General features: G+C 32.4%; 13 protein-coding genes and 1 tRNA gene. 9 read left to right on the forward strand and 5 right to left on the reverse strand.

The annotated features are described in order from the left end of the window. The first annotated feature begins 12 nt into the window (after positions 1 to 12). From LACAL_RS09230 to LACAL_RS09265, 8 genes are all read left to right on the forward strand, one after another. Positions 13 to 1,284 carry an Ig-like domain-containing protein gene (locus tag LACAL_RS09230; protein WP_013870457.1) on the forward strand — a complete coding sequence of 424 codons (1,272 nt, stop codon included), beginning with the start codon at positions 13 to 15 and terminating at the stop codon, positions 1,282 to 1,284. Between the two features lie 38 nt (positions 1,285 to 1,322). Then, the gene (locus LACAL_RS09235; protein ID WP_013870458.1) at positions 1,323 to 4,703 is read left to right on the forward strand and encodes an Ig-like domain-containing protein; all 3,381 of its coding nucleotides are present in this window, start codon (positions 1,323 to 1,325) and stop codon (positions 4,701 to 4,703) included. A gap of 57 nt (positions 4,704 to 4,760) precedes the next feature. Then, a complete protein-coding gene (locus tag LACAL_RS09240; protein ID WP_013870459.1) occupies positions 4,761 to 5,690 on the forward strand; it encodes a type IX secretion system membrane protein PorP/SprF in 930 nt (309 codons plus the stop codon). 18 nt (positions 5,691 to 5,708) lie between these two features. Beyond that, positions 5,709 to 7,625 (forward strand): OmpA family protein, encoded by a 1,917-nt coding sequence (locus LACAL_RS09245; protein WP_013870460.1) that lies wholly within the window; start codon positions 5,709 to 5,711, stop codon positions 7,623 to 7,625. Between the two features lie 144 nt (positions 7,626 to 7,769). Further along, a complete protein-coding gene (gene idi / locus LACAL_RS09250) occupies positions 7,770 to 8,309 on the forward strand; it encodes an isopentenyl-diphosphate Delta-isomerase (RefSeq protein ID WP_013870461.1) in 540 nt (179 codons plus the stop codon). Continuing rightward, positions 8,290 to 8,697, forward strand: coding sequence for a 6-carboxytetrahydropterin synthase (locus LACAL_RS09255; protein ID WP_013870462.1), 408 nt, complete (start codon positions 8,290 to 8,292; stop codon positions 8,695 to 8,697). Before idi ends, LACAL_RS09255 begins: the two co-directional genes overlap by 20 nt. Before the next feature lie 164 nt (positions 8,698 to 8,861). Then, positions 8,862 to 9,128, forward strand: a complete 267-nt coding sequence (locus tag LACAL_RS09260) for a hypothetical protein (protein WP_013870463.1) — start codon at positions 8,862 to 8,864, stop codon at positions 9,126 to 9,128. Positions 9,129 to 9,185: 57 nt separating this feature from the next. Next, a tRNA-Thr gene (locus LACAL_RS09265) sits at positions 9,186 to 9,259 on the forward strand. 132 nt (positions 9,260 to 9,391) lie between these two features. Here the strand turns inward: LACAL_RS09265 and LACAL_RS09270 are convergent. The 5 genes from LACAL_RS09270 to LACAL_RS09290 form a co-directional block, all read right to left on the reverse strand. Next, positions 9,392 to 10,096 carry a DUF4369 domain-containing protein gene (locus tag LACAL_RS09270; RefSeq protein WP_013870464.1) on the reverse strand — a complete coding sequence of 235 codons (705 nt, stop codon included), beginning with the start codon at positions 10,094 to 10,096 and terminating at the stop codon, positions 9,392 to 9,394. 54 nt (positions 10,097 to 10,150) lie between these two features. Continuing rightward, positions 10,151 to 11,461, reverse strand: a complete 1,311-nt coding sequence (locus tag LACAL_RS09275; protein WP_013870465.1) for a DUF819 domain-containing protein — start codon at positions 11,459 to 11,461, stop codon at positions 10,151 to 10,153. A gap of 433 nt (positions 11,462 to 11,894) precedes the next feature. Then, the gene (locus LACAL_RS09280; protein ID WP_013870466.1) at positions 11,895 to 12,821 is read right to left on the reverse strand and encodes an alpha/beta hydrolase; all 927 of its coding nucleotides are present in this window, start codon (positions 12,819 to 12,821) and stop codon (positions 11,895 to 11,897) included. 375 nt (positions 12,822 to 13,196) lie between these two features. Beyond that, entirely contained in the window at positions 13,197 to 13,796 is a 600-nt protein-coding gene (locus LACAL_RS09285) for an alpha-ketoglutarate-dependent dioxygenase AlkB (RefSeq protein WP_013870467.1), read from the reverse strand. 3 nt (positions 13,797 to 13,799) lie between these two features. Beyond that, entirely contained in the window at positions 13,800 to 14,159 is a 360-nt protein-coding gene (locus LACAL_RS09290) for a MauE/DoxX family redox-associated membrane protein (RefSeq protein ID WP_013870468.1), read from the reverse strand. A 42-nt stretch (positions 14,160 to 14,201) separates the two neighbouring features. Between LACAL_RS09290 and LACAL_RS09295 the strand changes: the two genes are divergently transcribed. Beyond that, positions 14,202 to 14,867, forward strand: a complete 666-nt coding sequence (locus LACAL_RS09295; protein WP_013870469.1) for a M15 family metallopeptidase — start codon at positions 14,202 to 14,204, stop codon at positions 14,865 to 14,867. Positions 14,868 to 14,882 lie beyond the last annotated feature (15 nt).

Genomic DNA, 14,882 nt, shown 5'->3' on the forward strand with positions numbered 1-14,882 from the left:
GGAGACGGAACAATAGACGATGGAACAGTAGATTTAGATCCAAACACACCAGGTCAACAAGGAACTTTCACCGTACCAGGCGAAGGAACGTATACGGATAATGGCGATGGAACAGTAACATTTGATCCAGAACCAGATTTTGATGGAGTAAGCACAATCAATTATACCGTAAATGATAACGATGGCAATGTTTCTAATACAGCACCAATTACAGTAACAGTAGAAGATGCACCAGTAGCTTTAGATGATACGGGATCAAGTACAGCACCAGTAAGTGATGCTAATACAGTATCAGTAAATGTTGTATCAAACGATACGGATAGTGACGGAACAATCGATGTAAGTACAGTAGATTTAGATCCATCAACAGCAGGAATCCAAGACACCTTTACCAATGTAGACGGCACGTATACAGTAGATGCTAACGGCGTTGTGACTTTTGATCCAAACGCAGGATTAACAACAGACCCAACACCAATTACTTATACCGTAAATGATAATGATGGTAACACATCAAATGAAGCTAGTATCACTATAACTTATGGAGAAGGCCCAGTAGCATTAGGAGATAGTGCAACAACGGGATCAGATGAAGATGTTGTAATCGATATCACGTTAAATGATACAGATGGAGACGGAACAATTGATGATGGAACAGTAGATTTAGATCCAAACACACCAGGTCAACAAGGAACTTTCACCGTACCAGGAGAAGGAACGTATACGGATAATGGCGATGGAACAGTAACATTTGATCCAGAACCAGATTTTGATGGAGTAAGCACAATCAATTATACCGTAAATGATAACGATGGCAATGTTTCTAATACAGCACCAATTACAGTAACAGTAGAAGATGCACCAGTAGCTTTAGATGATACGGGATCAAGTACAGCACCAGTAAGTGATGCTAATACAGTATCAGTAAATGTTGTATCAAACGATACTGATAGTGACGGAACAATCGATGTAAGTACAGTAGATTTAGATCCATCAACAGCAGGAATCCAAGACACCTTTACCAATGTAGACGGCACGTATACAGTAGATGCTAACGGCGTTGTGACTTTTGATCCAAACGCAGGATTAACAACAGACCCAACACCAATTACTTATACCGTAAATGATAATGATGGTAACACATCAAATGAAGCTAGTATCACCATAACTTATGGAGAAGGTCCAGTAGCATTAGGAGATAGTGCAACAACGGGATCAGATGAAGATGTTGTAATCGATATCACGTTAAATGATACAGATGGAGACGGAACAATAGAACAGTAGCTTCATGTCCATCACCAATAGATAGTGACGGCGATGGGTTGACAGACTGTGAGGAAACGACAGGAATAGATGATCCAAGTACAGTAAATGTACCAGTAGGCGTAACGGATCCATCAGATGCATGTGATCCAATAGAAGGTAGTGATTTAACAGATAGTGATGGCGATGGATTAACAGACTGTGAGGAAACAACAGGAAACGATAATCCAAATACAGTTGGAGTACCAGTAGGGATAACCGATCCAAACAATCCATGTGATCCATTTACAGACGGATCAGGATGTACACCAATAGCAGTAGATGATAATGCAAGTACAACACCAGATACGAATGTTACTTTCCCAATTACAGATAATGATTCAGATCCAAGTGCAGGCGGAAGTATAGATGTTACAAGTGTAGATTTAGATCCAAACACACCAGGTCAACAAGGAACCTTTACCGTACCAGGCGAAGGAACGTATACGGATAATGGCGATGGAACAGTAACATTTGATCCGGAACCAGGCTTTACAGGCGTATCAACACCAATCGATTACACTGTAAACGATAATGACGGTAACCCATCAAACATAGCAACTATAACAGTAACAGTAGCTTCATGTCCATCACCAATAGATAGTGACGGCGATGGGTTGACAGACTGTGAGGAAACGACAGGAATAGATGATCCAAGTACAGTAAATGTACCAGTAGGCGTAACGGATCCATCAGACGCATGTGATCCAATAGAAGGTAGTGATTTAACAGATAGTGATGGCAATGGATTAACAGACTGTGAGGAAACAACAGGAAACGATAATCCAAATACAGCTGGAGTACCAGTAGGGATAACCGATCCAAACAATCCATGTGATCCATTTACAGACGGATCAGGATGTACACCAATAGCAGTAGATGATAATGCAAGTACAACACCAGATACGAATGTTACTTTCCCAATCACAGATAATGATTCAGATCCAAGTGCAGGCGGAAGTATAGATGTTACAAGTGTAGATTTAGATCCAAACACACCAGGTCAACAAGGAACTTTTACCGTACCAGGCGAAGGAACGTATACGGATAATGGCGATGGAACAGTAACATTTGATCCGGAACCAGGCTTTACAGGCGTAGCAACACCAATCGATTACACTGTAAACGATAATGACGGTAACCCATCAAACATAGCAACTGTAACAGTAACAGTAGCTTCATGTCCATCACCAATAGATAGTGACGGCGATGGGTTGACAGACTGTGAGGAAACGACAGGAATAGATGATCCAAGTACAGTAAATGTACCAGTAGGCGTAACGGATCCATCAGACGCATGTGATCCAATAGAAGGTAGTGATTTAACAGATAGTGATGGCGATGGATTAACAGACTGTGAGGAAACAACAGGAAACGATAATCCAAATACAGCTGGAGTACCAGTAGGGATAACCGATCCAAACAATCCATGTGATCCATTTACAGACGGATCAGGATGTACACCAATAGCAGTAGATGATAATGCAAGTACAACACCAGATACGAATGTTACTTTCCCAATTACAGATAATGATTCAGATCCAAGTGCAGGCGGAAGTATAGATGTTACAAGTGTAGATTTAGATCCAAACACACCAGGTCAACAAGGAACCTTTACCGTACCAGGCGAAGGAACGTATACGGATAATGGTGATGGAACAGTAACATTTGATCCAGAACCAGGCTTTACAGGCGTAGCAACACCAATCGATTACACTGTAAACGATAATGACGGTAACCCATCAAACATAGCAACTATAACAGTAACAGTTCAAACAAATCCTATTGCAGAAGATGATGAAAGTTTAAATAACACTGTAAATACAGCTGTAACTGTACCTGTTATTTTAGATAATGGAAATGGACCAGATTCAGATGCAGACGGAACGATAGATGTTACAACTATAAGTATTATAACAGCAGGAGCTATAGATAATACAGGAGACGGAGATAATGATACATTAGTCGTACCAGGTGAAGGTACATGGGTTTTAGATGAGAGTGGAAATATAACATTTACTCCTGAACCAGGTTTTACAGGTGATCCAACTCCAATATCATATACTGTTGATGATAATGATGGAAATACCTCAAATCAAGCAACTGTAACAATTACTTATTCAGCAAATCCAATAGCAGAAGACGACAGTAGCTTAGATAATACTATAGGTTCTCCAGTTACAGTAATTGTTACTGCAGATAATGGAAATGGAGCAGATAATGATTTAGATGGTATTGTTGATGCTAGTACAGTTTCAATAACAACACCAGGAGCTACAGATACTACTGGAGATGGAGATAATGACACATTAGTTGTACCAGGTGAAGGAACTTGGACAGTTGATGAAAGTGGAAACTTAACATTTACACCAGAACCTGGTTTTGTTGGTAACCCAACACCTATTACATATACTATAGAAGATAATGAAGGTAACGTTTCCAATGAAGCAACTGTAGTTATAACATATGGAGATGTAGATTCAGATGGAGATGGTGTTTTAGATAGTGATGAAGTTTTAAATGGTACAGATCCATTAGATCCATGTGATTATAATGTTACAGATATTACAGAAGTACAAACAGAACCATTTTTATCTCTAGATTGTGATGGTGATGGAGTGTCTAATGGAGACGAAGTTCTAGATGGTACAGACCCATTAAATTTCTGTGAATTTGTGACAACTAATGTAACTTTACCTCAATCATTAGAATTCTTTAATGGAGATTGTGATAACGATAACGTACCAAATGGAATTGAATTTCCTTTAGGAGATACAGATGGAGATGGAACACCAAACTGGTTAGATACAGATGATGATAATGATGGTGTAGATACTATTAATGAAGATTATGAAGATGTAGATTTAGGAGATGGAGAAGTTGATCCAATTGGAGATAACGATCCAACTAATGATGATACAGATCAAGACGGTATTCCAGATTATTTAGATGTAGATGATGATGGAGATGGAATTTTAACAACAAATGAAAGTCCAGATCCTAATAATGATGGTATTGGTTTTGGTGGAGATTCAGTAGATAGTGATGGCGATGCGCTTCCAGATTATTTAGATATAAATAACGCTTCACCTTCTGAAGATGATTTAGAAGTATTTAATGCAGTAACACCAAATGGCGATGGAGATAATGATGTATTTATAATTAGAAACATAGAATTATATCCAGACAATACTCTTGAAATTTATAATAGATGGGGAGTTATAGTATACTCTACAGAAGGTTATGGACAAAATGGAAAATTCTTTAAAGGAGAATCTAACGGAAGAGTTACGATTCAAAAAGAAGAGCAATTACCAGTAGGTACTTATTTCTATGTTCTTAACTATAAAAAAGGTTCTGAAGATAAATCTAGAGCTGGATATTTATACATTCAACGTTAATTAATAAAAAAAAGGAGGCAGAAAAATCTGCCTCCAAAATAAATTATACCACTTATAATGAAAAATAGAATATTAATTTTAGTAATCCTTATTAGTTCTATCTTCGCTTTAGAAGGTACTGCACAACAGGACGCTCAGTACACACAGTATATGTATAATACTATTAGTGTAAATCCTGCTTATGCTGGATCGAGAGATGTAATTAGTATAGCAGGCTTGTATAGAACGCAATGGGTAGGTTTAGATGGCGCACCAGATACTCAAACCTTTAATATACATTCACCAATTGGAGATAGTAAAAAAGTAGGATTAGGATTATCAATTGTAAACGATAATATTGGTCCTACACACGAAACATATTTCGATATTGATTTTTCATATACAGTTAATACTTCAGAGGAAGGTAGACTTTCTTTTGGTGTAAAAGGAGGAGGGCATTTACTGGATGTAGCTTATTCTGAATTAAATCAATATACATCAGACCCATTATTACAATCAGATATTAAAAATAGATTTTCACCTAACGTAGGAGCAGGAGTTTACTATCGTAAAGGTGACAGATGGTATGTAGGTTTATCTGCACCAAATTTATTAGAAACAACACATTTTGAGGAGTCTTCTCTTTCTGAAGCTAAAGAGAAAATAAACCTATATTTAATAGGTGGTTATGTATTTGATATTAACCAAGATTTAAAATTAAAACCAGCTGTTTTATTCAAAGGTGTTCAAGGTGCTCCTTTACAAGCAGACTTAACAGTTAATGCATTATTAAAAGAAAAATTAACACTAGGTTTAGCTTATAGATGGAGTGCAGCATTTAGTGCTTTAGTTGGGTATCAATTTACAGATAAAATTATGTTAGGTGTTGCTTACGATAGGGAAACTACAGAGTTAGGTAATACTCAATTTGAGCAAGGCTCTTACGAAGTCTTTTTAAGATTCGAAATTTTCCAAAACCAAAAAATATTATCACCAAGATTCTTCTAATTTTAGAAATAAGTAATTATGAAAAATAGAATTTATATAGTATTAGCCATATTAGCTTTAACTTTTAATACTGCTTTTTCTCAAGAAGATGGAAAAGTAAATGCAAGCGTTGATAAAGAATACAATAATTTAAAATACAAAGAAGCTATTAGAGAACTGTCTAAACTTGTAAAAGATGGTAATAATAGTCCAGAAGTATTAGCAAAATTAGCAAATGCATATTATTTTAATGTAGAAATGGAAGAAGCTGCAAAGTGGTATGGAGAATTATTAGCTCAAGATACAGCCATAGATTTTGAATATTACTATAGATATGCAATGGCTTTAAAAGCAGCAGGTAAATATGAAGATGCCAATAAGTATTTAAAAAAGTTTGCAGTATTAAAACCAAATGATTCAAGATCAAAAAAATATTTAGAATCACCAGATTATCTTACAACAATAGATAAGATTTCAGGTGATTTTGTAATTGAAAACTTAGAGTTTAACTCTAGATTTTCAGATTTTGGAACTTCATTTTATAAGGACGGAATTGTATTTGCATCATCTAGAGGTGATGGAAGATTATATAAATGGAATGAACAACCATTTTTAGATTTATTTTATGCAGCTAATGATACTTTAGAACCTAAAAGGTTTTCAGAAAAAATAAATACAAAATTTCATGAATCTTCTACCACTTTTACAAACGATGGTAAAACAATTTATTTTACTCGTAATAATTATATTAATGGAAAAAAAAGAAAGAGTAGTGATAAGGTTGTTGGTTTAAAAATTTATAAAGCAACACTTAATGATAAAGGAGAATGGACAAATGTTGAATCTATGCCATTTAATAATGATGAGTATAATGTTGCTCATCCAGCATTAAGTTTAGATAATAAAAAGCTTTATTTCGCTTCAGACATGCCCGGAACAAAAGGAAAATCAGATTTATTTGTTGTAGACATCTTAGAAAATGGAGAATATGGAGAACCAAAAAATCTTGGAGAAGAAATAAATACAGAAGGAAGAGAGAATTTTCCATACATAAGTAATAATGGAACACTGTATTTCTCTTCAGATGGGCATCCTGGTTTAGGAGGCTTAGATGTTTTTTATGCAAATCTTGAAGGAAATAGAAAAACAGTAGCAAATTTAGGAAAACCAATAAATAGCTCTCGTGACGATTTTGAATTTATTATTGACGAGTTTACAAACCTTGGATACCTTACTTCAAACAGATACAATGGAAAAGGTGATGATGATATTTATAAATTCCAAAGACAAGTTTGTAATCAATTAATAGCAGGAACAGTTGTAGATAAAAATACAAATCAGGTAATCCCAGACGCCACAGTAATAGTTTATAACTCTGAGAATAAAGAAGTATATCGTTTTAACTCAGATCAAAACGGAGCATTTAGTTATAATTCAGATTGTAAAAAAGGAACTTACAAAGCAGTAGCAAGTAAAGAAGGATATGAACCAGAAGAATTAAAATATTCAATAGACCCAGAAATTAAGTTAGATTTAGCTTTAAAATTAAACCTAACACCAGAAAAACGAGCGGCAGAAGTTGGTACAGACTTATTTGTTTTACTAGATTTAAATCCTATTTACTTCGATTTCGATAAATCATATATTCGTCCTGACGCTCAAGTTGAACTTCAAAAAGTTATAAATTACTTAAATGAATATCCATCTGTAAGTATAGATGTACAATCGCATACAGATTCTAGAGGTCGTGATGCCTACAATAAATCATTATCTCAAAGAAGAAATACATCAACTAAAAATTGGATAATAGAAAAAGGAAAAATCTCTAAAAGCAGAATTTCAGGTAGAGGTTATGGAGAAACACAATTAGTAAACCGTTGTTCTAACGGTGTTAAATGTAGTGAAGAGGAGCACCAACAAAACAGGAGAAGTATGTTTATAGTTACTAAAAACTAAAACAGACTTAAAACAAAAATTAATATATAAAAAGCATTCTACAAAGTAGGATGCTTTTTTCGTTTAAAAGTAATACTAAAATAAACCAAAAAGCCAATTCAAAGTATTCTCTATTTTGTAAATTTGTTTACCTCAATAAAGATAATGATAGAAGAAAAAGTAATTTTAGTAAACGAAAAAGACGAACAAATAGGTTTAATGCCTAAAATGGAAGCGCACGAGAAAGCTTTGTTACATCGCGCATTTTCAGTTTTTGTATTTAATGATGATAATGAATTAATGCTACAACAAAGAGCGTTAGATAAGTACCATTCACCAGGTTTATGGACAAATACATGTTGCAGTCACCAAAGAGAAGGAGAAAGCAACTTAGCCGCGGGAAAACGACGTTTACAAGAAGAAATGGGCTTTGAAACAGAACTTGAAGAAAAAACCTCTTTTATATACAAAGCACCTTTTGATAATGGCTTAACAGAACATGAACTAGATCACATTATGGTAGGTACATATAACAAAGAACCTAATATAAATAAAAGTGAAGTAGCTGCCTGGAAATGGATGCCGTTAGAAGCTGTGAAAACAGATATTGTACAGCAACCAGAAATATATACAGCATGGTTTAAAATTATATTTGATAAATTTTATACATTCATAAACACATCAAATGAAAGTAACGGTAAGTAGACGAGCACACTTTAACGCAGCGCATAGGTTATATAGAAAAGATTGGAGCGAGACTAAAAATAACGCTGTTTTTGGTAAATGCAATAATCCCAATTACCATGGGCATAATTATGAGTTAATAGCGAGTGTTACCGGCAACATAGACCAAGAAACAGGTTATGTAATAGATATGAAAGTATTAAAGCAGATTATTAAAACTGAAATTGAAGATGCTTTCGACCATAAAAACCTAAATTTAGATGTGCCTGAATTTAAAACACTAAATCCCACAGCCGAAAATATTGTTGTAATAATATATAATAAGATTAAAGCTAAATTAGAATCCCATCTAGACCTTGAAATAACACTTTACGAAACACCTCGTAATTTTGTAACGTATTCTGGTTAATAATAAATAAAACAACACCTATATTTTTTTACCAAGTTTTAGCTTATTTAAAAGCATTTTATTGAAAATATATATTACAGTATATCTATAATTAAAATACTTAAAAAAAAGCTCTACAATTACAAGTTAATGTTTAATTTTGCCGTTAAATAAATAATTATATTATGGCAAATAAAAGAGACCTAAAAAAAGACATTAATTATGTTTTAGGAGACATTATTGAAGCAGTTGATGTGTGGGAATATACTAACCCAACAAAAGAAACTAAAGAAAGCGAAGCAATTATTGATGATGCAATTGAGACTTTTGACGTTTTAATAGCAAAAGTAAACGCAAAAGATGTAGAAAATAAAAAAGCACACTTTAAGTCAATTAACACAGAATTAGAGACTAAGGGTCGCGAACTTATAGAAAGAATAAATAAACTGTAAAAAGTTTAAAAAAAAGTTTGCAAATATAAATTACAAATTTATATTTGCACTCGCTTCGCCGATGTAGCTCAGCTGGCTAGAGCAGCTGATTTGTAATCAGCAGGTCGTGGGTTCGAGTCCCTCCATCGGCTCTTAATAAACCTTAATTACTTTTGTAGTTAAGGTTTTTTTGATTTTATATTCTTTCTTATAGTATTTAGAGCAATAAAAAAAGCCTGAGTTTTAATTTAAACTCAGGCTTTTTTATTTTTTATAAATCTTGCTTATTGTTGTTCTTTAACTTTAATATCGTTTATAAAACTTTGTAATTTTTTTCCGTAAAGTGATGCTTTTATTTCTGGAGTAAGAGAATTATTAATAGTATCTAATAACTTAATATTTGCATTATATAATTCACTTAGCGCTAAATAAGGAGCAACTTCACTATCTTTTATAGTAATCGCATAATTAGCAGTATACAAGTATTTTCTTTTTTCTAAATTTTTAGATTCTTTTTGTGCTTTGGCAACTGCTATTGTATCATTATTTTGCATTGCCTCTAAATTCTCTTTTATCAAATCTAAATACCTATTATTAAACTTTGTCAACATGTTACGGTAATCGTTTAATTTGTCTTGTTGTTCACTTCCATTTATAGTGGCGTCGTAAACAAAGTTTTTTAAAGTTGTATTAATCTCAGTTACACCTTTAGCTGCAAAAAATGAAATTTGGCTCTCATCGTTATCATTTTTATCTAACTCAAGGTAAAATACCTCAGGTTCTTCTATGTCACTTTCTAATTTAAAGTTTGAATCTCCATTTACAATTAAAGAATCTACAGTTACTAAAGTAGAATCATTTGCTTTTTTTAAGTAAACAGTTCCTTTTTTTAAACCTTTAATTTGACCTTTTACAGTCAATTTAGAACTGTCATCATTTCCGCAAGAGAAAATAAGTGAAAGACACAGTATTGTTATTATTTTTTGCATGAATTTTATTTAAAAAGTTAAGTGCGCAAATATGCTATAAAAAATAATTAAATACTAACCAGCAGCGGCTAATTCCATTAAAATTGTACAGCCAATTGCCGCAACAGTTCCAACAGCATATCCAAATACGGCTAATAAAACACCTACAGTTGCTAAGGATGGATGGAAAGCTGAAGCTACAATTGGTGCAGAAGCAGCGCCACCAACATTAGCTTGACTACCAACTGCTAAAAAGAAATACGGAGCTTTAATTATTTTGGCTACAAATATTAATAATACAGCATGAATAGTCATCCATACAATACCTACGGCAATAAGGCCAACATTGTCAAATATTAGTGTTAAATCCATTTTCATACCAATACTGGCAACTAATATGTAAATAAATACACTTCCAAATTTACTTGCTCCAGCACCTTCGTAAGTTTTGGCTTTTGTAAATGATAGTAGAATGGCTATTAATGTTGAAATACTTATCATCCAAAAGAATTTTGAACCTAAGAATGTAAATATATTTTTTGTAGTTGGAGATTGTATTCCTGCAACAACATTTTCGAAAAATGGTGCTAAAAAATCAGCTAAAAAATGAGCAATACTAACCGTGCCAAATGCAATTGCACCAAGAATTATCATATCTGTAACAGATGGATTTCTTTTTACTTTTTCAGAAAAAGTAGAAACTTTTACTTTTAGCTCTTCAATAGATGAAGTATCGGCCTTTAACCATTTATTAATTTTATCTCGTTTACCAATACCTATTAATAATATTGCCATCCATACATTAGCTACAACAATATCTACAAACACCATACCTCCATAAAGTTTTTGGTTGTACCCGTAAATTTCTAACATTGCAGTTTGGTTAGCGCCACCACCAATCCAGCTTCCAGCCAAGGTAGAAAGCCCACGCCATACAGCATCTGGTCCAATACCACCAACGGTTTCTGGAGAAAAAATTGATATTAATAAAATGGCTATTGGTCCACCAATTACAATACCTATAGTACCTGTAAAAAACATAATAAGTGCTTTCCAACCTAAATTAAATACGGCTTTTAAATCTATACTTAAGGTCATTAAAACTAAAGCTGCTGGTAATAAATAACGACTTGAAACATAATAGAGATTAGACTTTCCTGTTACAATTTCACCACTTTCTTTTATTGTTTCCCATTCTGGAGCTATTAACCCAAATGTTGTAAATATTGCAGGAATCATATAAGCTAAAAATAGGCCAGGAACAATTTTATAGAATTTTGGCCAAAATCCTTTCTCAATAGATTCTGTATAAAAAATAAATCCTAAGGCTAGCATTAATAATCCAAATACAATGGTGTCGTTTGTAAATAAAGGTGTAGTATCCATAGTTGTTAGTTTAAGTTTTGCAAAATACAGAATTAAAGGTAGGATAAAAAAAACAAGTAAATAAAGTTTGGCATACTAATTGAAATATACTAATAGTAAATAATTACAGCGACTATTTTAGAGTGTGGTTACTTTAAATTACGAGTGGTTATTTATCATATTTTTGGTTGGTTAGTATGAAAAAGCATTCCGTCTTGGAATGCTTTTTCTATTTATTAATTTATGATAATACTTTCTTAATATTCAGTTAATTAATAATGACATAAAAAAGTTTGGCACACATATTGTTTTATATTAAGTGTAGTTAAAAACAATGACTATTTTAGAGTGTGGTTACTTTAAATTACGAGTTTTAATTACATATTTTTGGTTGGTTAGTATGAAAAAGCATTCCGTAATGGAATGCTTTTTCTATTTTATGTAACTACTAAAATTATTTAGTTATAAACGCTGTAATAGTTTCTATTAGTTCTGGAGATAAAGCTCTTGCGGTTTCATTATAAGATTTAGAGTTTTCTAAATCGCCACCAGTGATTGGTACCATGATGTGATTCATGTTTTCAATAATTTCTAATGTAGACGCTTTAGCAGCATCATTTAATAATTTGGCTTCGGCCTCACTTACTTGTAAATCTTTTGTTCCATTAATAATTAAAATTGGCATTTCCAGTTTTTTTATTTCTTCTTGAGGCTTATAACTCATCCAGTTTGCAATAAACGGTTGTACATCTAAATTAAATATACTTGCTAAAGCAGGAGGAAAATTTGTAGTTGTTTTACCTTCTGCTAAAACACCAAAAATACGTTTAGTATCTTCTATAAACATTGGCGCTGTTTTTTCTATTTGTTCTATAATAACTTGATCTATTGCTTGTCCTGCTCCAGCAATAGAAATAAAACCATCGGCTTTATCTTTTGCAGCAATAATACCTACTAGACTTCCTTGGCTATGTCCTGCTACGTATATGTTTTTAAATGCGTAGTTTGTTTTAAAATAGTCTATTACAGCTTTAGCGTCTGTAACAAAATCATCAAACATAATATTTTTATCAACCTTATTTTTTCTAATTTGCTTTACAATACGTTTATCGTACCTAAAGGTTGCAATATTATTATTTGTTAAACCTAGTGCTAGTTTTTTTAAAGCATTGCTTTTTAAAAAATTTTGATTACCATCTCTATCTGTTGGTCCAGAACCAGCAATTATAATTACTAAATTTTGTTTGGATTCATTATTAGGTGTTAATAAAGTGCCATCTATTAATTTATTAATAGCAATTTCTTGTGAAGAGAAGTTTGTGTTTTGTGCAAATATAAATTGACTAAACAATAAAAGAAACACTATGTATTTTGTTTTCATAGTTATATAAAATTATATTTTAATATTTTTTTTAAGGTATATACCTATACAGTTCAACGCTAAATTACACTTAAATATTTAAACGGAAATATTATTTTTCAATATTTAAAACAGTGTATTTCATCGGTATTTAGTATATTTTTATCCGAAAATGTTAAAATTACGTGTATTTCATCGAAAATAAGGGTACTTAAACGTCCAAAATCTAAAAACTACCATACATTAGCAGAGTACTAAATATTATAATTTAGTTCAATGGATTAATTAATTAATATTTGCATCACTTAAGTTGATATAGAAACCCTAAATCTAACCTAAAATACATATTGCAAATAACAGAAAACCGAAGTTGAGGGACTTCGGTTTTTTTGTGTTTTAATGTTTTATTATTCTAAAAGTAAGATTGATTCTTGGTGCGACTTTCTTTTTTGTTTTAGGAATTTGGTGTAACCAGAAATGTTGCGTTTTACCTTGCATTAGTAGTAAACTACCATTTTCTAATTCTAATTTAGATGTAAGTGTTTTTTCAAACCTATGTTTTAAATTAAATCGGCGTACACCTCCAAAACTTACAGAGGCTATTATTGGGTTTGTACCTAACTCTTTTTCATTATCTGCATGCCAACCATTACTATCGTTTCCATCTCTGTAATAGTTTGCTAAACAAGTAGTAAAACTGGAATTAGTTATATTTTCTACTTTTAATTTTATGTCTAATAGAGCCTTAGAAAATGGTTTGGGATGCATTGTTATATTAGAGTAACTATAGGTATTGCTATTTTCTGCAAATAAAGCAGTTAATCTAGGTTGTAAATGTGTTTTACCAAAAACTGTAATATTGTCTTGCTGCCAATCTGTCTTTTTTAGTAAGGTATTAAAGAGTATGGAAGATTCTTTAGTATTAAAAACATTAGGAAAATAACTTATATCTGCATCTGGAAGATTTAGTTTTATTTCTTTGGAGGGAAATAACATGATTTAAAAATTAAGATACCAATACGCCCAATACATTAGAAAGAATTGTAATGGAAGTCTTAAAATTAAAATCCATTTAGGTATTCCGGCTGAAGCTTTCTCACCAGAAAGCATATAAAAATGTACTAGTAAAAAGACTGTTAACATTAAAATTATTCCATAAATTGAAATATTCTTCAAGGTAGGAATACACAAACCAATACCTAAAATAATTTCTGCAGCGCCACTAAGTTTAACCATTAGGTCATGATTAGGAATATATAACGGCATGATGCGTTTATACATTTTTGGTTTTATAAAATGCATGATACCAGCAAAAATATACATTGCAGCCATTAAGTAAAGGTGCCAAGGAAAACTCATAGTCAATAATTTTTCTCTAAATTAGCGTATAATTTTTGTTTTATGAGAGCTTTATTTTCCTTTTTACTAACAATATATTCATTATCTAGTTTTGCACAACTCCCAAAAGGTTTTGTTTATGTAAAAGATGTTGTACCAACGATACAGACAGAGTTACGCTATTGTAGCGATAATAACTTTGTAGGAGAAGTTATTGATGGTTATATAGAAAATAAAGCCATATTAACTTCTCAAGCAGCTACAGCATTAAAAAAGGTACAAGAGCAATTAGCAAAGCAAAATCTATCTATAAAAATTTACGATTCTTATAGACCGCAACGCGCAGTAAATCATTTTGTACGTTGGGCAAAAGTAGAAAGCGATACTTTAATGAAACAACAATTTTACCCAAATGTAGAAAAGAAAAACTTATTTAAATCTGGTTATATAGCTTCAAAATCAAGACATAGTAGCGGTAGTACATTAGATATTACAATTGTAAATATTGAAACTGGAGAAGAATTAGATATGGGATCGCCATACGATTTTTTTGGGAGTGCTTCATGGATAGAAAATAATAATCTAAATAAAGTACAGGCTAAAAACCGAGAACTACTACAAAAAGTAATGCTAGATAATGGTTTTAGAAACTACGCTAAAGAGTGGTGGCATTTTACACTACGAGGAGAACCTTACCGTAATCAATATTTTGATTTTTTAGTAGAGTAGTAACTGTAATATTTA

The sequence above is a fragment of the Lacinutrix sp. 5H-3-7-4 genome (assembly GCF_000211855.2).
GTDB lineage: Bacteria > Bacteroidota > Bacteroidia > Flavobacteriales > Flavobacteriaceae > Lacinutrix.